Origin of the sequence: Nocardioides sp. CPCC 206348 (assembly GCF_048654705.1) — a bacterium.
In the GTDB taxonomy this organism is placed as follows: Bacteria; Actinomycetota; Actinomycetes; order Propionibacteriales; family Nocardioidaceae; genus Nocardioides.
This window is the reverse complement of sequence record NZ_JBMCZA010000214.1, coordinates 2,157-5,956: the sequence shown is the minus strand read 5'-3', so window position 1 is coordinate 5,956 and position 3,800 is coordinate 2,157. Positions and strand designations below refer to the sequence as shown.

General features: G+C 70.4%; 4 protein-coding genes. 2 read left to right on the top strand and 2 right to left on the bottom strand.

Features of this window, described 5'->3' with window-relative positions; genetic code table 11:
- A partial coding sequence (locus ACOADB_RS22750) for a CocE/NonD family hydrolase (RefSeq protein WP_378604028.1) occupies positions 1 to 1,524 on the top strand: 1,524 nt, incomplete at its 5' end.
- Between the two features lie 26 nt (positions 1,525 to 1,550).
- Here ACOADB_RS22750 and ACOADB_RS22745 read toward each other — a convergent pair.
- Together ACOADB_RS22745 and dcd are read right to left on the bottom strand one after the other, a co-directional pair.
- Complete coding sequence (locus ACOADB_RS22745; protein ID WP_378604025.1) at positions 1,551 to 2,540, bottom strand: siderophore-interacting protein; 990 nt, start codon at positions 2,538 to 2,540, stop codon at positions 1,551 to 1,553.
- Positions 2,541 to 2,582: 42 nt separating this feature from the next.
- Complete coding sequence (gene dcd / locus ACOADB_RS22740) at positions 2,583 to 3,158, bottom strand: dCTP deaminase (protein ID WP_378604021.1); 576 nt, start codon at positions 3,156 to 3,158, stop codon at positions 2,583 to 2,585.
- A 27-nt stretch (positions 3,159 to 3,185) separates the two neighbouring features.
- Here dcd and ACOADB_RS22735 point away from each other — a divergent pair, with 27 nt between their 5' ends.
- Positions 3,186 to 3,665: a hypothetical protein gene (locus ACOADB_RS22735; RefSeq protein ID WP_378604018.1), complete on the top strand. Its 480-nt coding sequence runs from the start codon at positions 3,186 to 3,188 to the stop codon at positions 3,663 to 3,665.
- Positions 3,666 to 3,800 lie beyond the last annotated feature (135 nt).

The following is a 3,800-nucleotide window of genomic DNA, read 5'->3' as shown; positions in this document are numbered from 1 at the left end:
CTCGTCAAGCGCGGCTACGCGCAGCTGACGGTCGACGCCCGCGGCACCGGTTCCTCGCAGGGGCAGTGGGGCGCGTTCAGCGCCCGCGAGGGCAAGGATGCCGGCGCGATCATGAACTGGGCGGCCCGCCAGCCCTGGAGCAACGGCAAGACCGGCATGACCGGGCCGTCGTACATGGGGATCTCGCAGCTGTTCGCGGCCGCCCACCAGCCCACCGGCCTCAAGGCGATCTTCCCGCAGGTGCCCGCCGCCGACGTCTACCGCGACGTCGTCGCCTCGGGCGGCCAGATCGATGCCGGCTTCATCCCGTTGTGGCTCGGACTGGTGACCGCGACCGGCGTGATCCCGCCGGCGTACGGCCTGCAGGAGCCCGCAGCGGGCTTCAAGATGGCGACCGATCACCTGATGGGTGGCCTCAACTTCACCCTCCCGCTGGCCTTGAAGGCGCTCCTCGGCGGCGAGCCGGCGTACGACGGCCCGTTCTACCGGGAGCGCTCGCCGATCTCGATCATCGACAAGGTGAAGGTGCCGACGTTCCTGATCGGTGGCGAGTCCGACCTGTTCCAGCGCGGGACGCCGCTCGACTTCGAGCGGCTCCAGAAGAACGGCGTGCCCACCAAGTTCATCTTCGGCCCGTGGGACCACCTGCAGGGTTCTTCGGGTGCTGAGGTCGCCAAGGCCGGCTACGGCACCCTGGCCGAGCTGCAGCTGCGGTGGTTCGACCACTACATCAAGGGGATCGACGGCAAGCTCGACGCGATCGCCCCGCTCACCTACTTCGAGCAGGGCTCGGGCGCCTGGGTGAAGAAGAGCAAGTGGATCGACGCGGACCTCACGGCGAAGAAGTACGCCCTGTCCGGCACCTCCATGGCGGGCGGCAAGGCCGGCGCGCTCACCACGGGGACGCCGGTCGCCGGCAAGTCGATCGTGGCGCCTCTTCCCGTCACCGGGCTCTGCACCCGGTCGGCGAACCAGTGGACCGCCGGGGTGCCCCAGCTGTTGCTCGCCGACCTGCCCTGCTTCCACGACAACAAGCTGAACGACCTCGGCGGCCTGACGTTCGACACCGCGCCCGTGACCAGGGCCGTGCGGATCCAGGGTCCGATCAATGCTCGGCTCTACGCCTCGTCGATCACGGGCGACGGGATGTTCTCGGTCGCGATCGAGGACGTCGCCCCGGACGGGAAGGTCAGTCGGCTCACCGGTGGCTGGCAGGTGATCTCGCACCGCGCCCTGGATGCGAGCAAGTCGCGCTACCTCGGTGGCCAGCTGCTGCAGCCGCACCACCCGTTCACGAAGGCGGCGCAGAAGAACCTCGCTCCCAACGAGATCGCGCCCATCGACGTCGAGGTGTTCCCGACCGGTGCGGTGATCCTGCCGGGTCACAAGCTCCGGATCGCGGTGCAGGCGTTCGACATCCCGCACCTGTTGTCACCGTTGACCGCCCTGCTGGGTCAGCTGGTGCCGGTGACGGTCCACACCGGTCCGTCGTACCCCTCGGCGATCACGATGGCGGTGCGCTGAGCGCACTGCAGCAACCGTCTCGAGGCTCAGGAGCGCATGGAGACGCCTTCGCGCCAGTACCCCATGAAGGCGACCTGCTTGCGGTCGAGGCCGAGGTCGTTGACCAGCTTGCGACGCAGGCCGGTGACGACCTTGGACTCGCCGGCGATCCACGCGTAGAGGCCGGCGTACGGCGCCTCGCCCGTCGGTACGGCGGTCGCCTCGGCGACCTCCTCGCCCGACGACGAGTAGACGGGGGTCTCCCACAGGTCGGGGTCGATCTCGTCCTCGGCGACGGCGAGCGCCTCGGTCGGTGCCTCACCCGTCAGGTGGGCGAGTACGGCGGCGTGCAGTGCCTCGCCGCGGGCGGCCCCGTTGCGGGGGAGCCACGACACCGTCACGTCGTTCGGGGCGGTCACGTCGGTCGGTACGTCGCCGTCGACCGGCACCTCCACGAACGCCGCACCGGTGGCGTCGGCCGGGAGGTCGCGCAGGACGCCGCGGATGGCGGGCAGGGCGGTCTCGTCGCCGACGAGGAGCAGGCGGGTCGCCTGGCCGGGCGACCACTCGATGCCGCCGAAGTCGTGGCCGCGGCGCGGCGCCATCACGATGAGCCGCTGGCCGGCCGCCGCCTGCTGGGCCCAGGCGTTGCCGACGCCGTCGAGGGCGTCGCCGTGCGCACCGTCGTGCTCGTGGGTCACGATGTCGACGATGAAGCGGGTGTCGTCACCCTCGCCGGCCACGTCGCGGATCGTGTAGGTCCGCATCGAACCGCGCTCGTCCTCGGGGATCTCCATCCAGCTGGTCCACCACGACTCGTCAGCCGCCGTGAAGTCCGGCAGGTTCCCGGCGGCGTTGGGGAAGATGACCTTGATCCGCTGGTCGAGGACCGGGCCGTCGACGCCGAAATCGGTGAGCGCGGCTCCGCCCAGCTCGACCCGGACGAACGACGGGGACACCCGCTCGGCACGCAGCACCTCGACCTCCGTGAGCAACAGCGGGAGGGTGGCGACGTACTCGTTCTGATCGGTGGACATAAGGGCAGCCTAACCTGACTCGGCAAGGGCCACCCAGGCGGCTCAGATCTTCGTGCGGTGGAAGCTCTGGAAGGAGCGCGACGGCGTCGGGCCGCGCTGGCCCTGGTAGCGCGAGCCGTACTTCTCCGAGCCGTACGGGTGCTCGGCGGCCGAGGAGAGCCGGAAGAAGCAGACCTGCCCGATCTTCATGCCGGGCCACAGCTTGATCGGCAGGTTGGCGACGTTCGCGAGCTCGAGGGTCACGTGGCCCGAGAAGCCGGGGTCGATGAAGCCTGCGGTGGAGTGCGTCAGCAGGCCGAGGCGGCCGAGCGAGGACTTGCCCTCGAGGCGTGCCGCGACGTCATCGGGGAGCGTGACGACCTCGTACGTCGAGCCGAGCACGAACTCGCCCGGGTGCAGGATGAACGGCTCGTCGCCGATCGGCTCGATCTCGCGCGTCAGGTCCGACTGGTCCTCGGCGGGGTCGATGTGCGGGTAGCGGTGGTTCTCGAAGACCCGGAAGAACCGGTCGAGGCGCACGTCGATGGACGACGGTTGCAGCATCGAGGGGTCATAGGGTTCAAGGGCGATTCGGCCGGCGTCGAGTTCTGCCGAGATGTCGCGGTCGCTGAGCAGCACGACGGCACCCTACCCGCAGGAGGACCGATGCCCGAGGAGCAACCACAGCAGGGACTTCCCGCCGAGGAGCGTGCGCTCGCCGCCGCCCTCTTCAACGAGACGTGGGGCCTGCTCGACAAGGCCGACCGCACCGACGAGGAGACCGACCGGATGGTGCACCTGGCGCACGCGTCGCGCCTGCACTGGGACAACATCGGCACGGACGAGAACCGCGCCGGTGGCGAGTGGCAGTGCTCCCGCGTGTACGCCGTCCTCGGGCGCGCCGAGCCGGCCCTGCACCACGCGCTCCGCAGCGTTGCGTACGCCGACCGCGAGGGTGTCGCGACCTGGATGCGGGCCAGCGCGCAGGAGGCTCTCGCCCGCGCCCACCTGGTCGCGGGTGACGTGGCCGCCGCCGAGGAGGCGCGGGTGCGCGCCTGGGCGCTGCTCGATGCCGAGCACGACCAGGAGGACCGCGAGATCGTCGCGGCCGACCTGCAGTCGCTCGTCTTCCCGGCTTTGGGCTGAGCGGGTCCTCCGACGCACAATGCTCGGGTGACTTTCCAGAAGTACGTCGCCCTCGGCGACTCGTTCACCGAAGGCGTCGGTGACCCCGACGCGACGCGTCCCAACGGCCTGCGCGGCTGGGCGGACCGGACCGCC